Source organism: Streptococcus suis (genome assembly GCF_002960425.1).
Classification (GTDB): Bacteria; Bacillota; Bacilli; order Lactobacillales; family Streptococcaceae; genus Streptococcus; species Streptococcus suis_S.
Window position 1 is genome coordinate 1 of record NZ_POIZ01000024.1, and the last position, 760, is coordinate 760.

1 protein-coding gene is annotated in these 760 nt (G+C 39.9%); it reads left to right on the plus strand.

Annotation, left to right across the window (positions count from 1 at the left end; translation table 11 throughout):
- The first annotated feature begins 152 nt into the window (after positions 1–152).
- On the plus strand, positions 153–617 hold the full coding sequence (gene tnpA / locus C1G57_RS02045; protein WP_105113546.1) for an IS200/IS605 family transposase: 465 nt from the start codon (positions 153–155) through the stop codon (positions 615–617).
- Positions 618–760 lie beyond the last annotated feature (143 nt).

Here is a 760-nt window from a genome sequence, read left to right on the forward strand (position 1 = left end):
TTTTATGTGACTTTTAGTCCGTCACGCTCCGTAAGGTGCGTGACAAATAAACCACCCGCTATGCGGGTGCGCGACGAAGGTTATACCAAAAAAACTCCAAACGCGATACAATAAAGGTGTTCAAGCCAATTGTAAAGCGAGAGGAGAAAAGTATGGCACAAAAGGCACATAGTTTATCACATACAAAGTGGTTGTGTAAATACCACATTGTCTTCACCCCTAAGTATAGACGAAAAATCATCTATAATCAATATCGAAGTAGTTTGGGAGAAATATTCCGACGTTTGTGTAGTTATAAAGGCGTAGAAATTATCGAAGGACATCTGATGCCGGATCATGTTCATATGTTAGTCAGTATTCCTTCGAGATTAAGTGTATCAAGCTTTATGGGTTATTTAAAAGGTAAGAGTGCTCTTATGATGTTTGATAAACACGCCAATCTCAAATATAAATTTGGCAATCGCCATTTCTGGGTAGAGGGCTATTATGTAAGTACAGTTGGACTTAATGAAGCCACAATTAAGAAATATATACAAGAGCAGGAAAAGCATGATATAGCACTTGATAAATTGAGTGTAAAAGAGTATGAAGATCCCTTTAGGGATAATGGCAAGTAGTACGAATGCCTCTTTAAGAGGCTAGTGACGAGTCAAAAGCAGTGAGGCTTGAACAAAGTGAAAGCCAGCGTCTTTAGGCGCTGGCTGGTGATGTGGGCTTATAGCCCTTGTTCAAACCACCCGTTTGACGGGTGGTCATGATT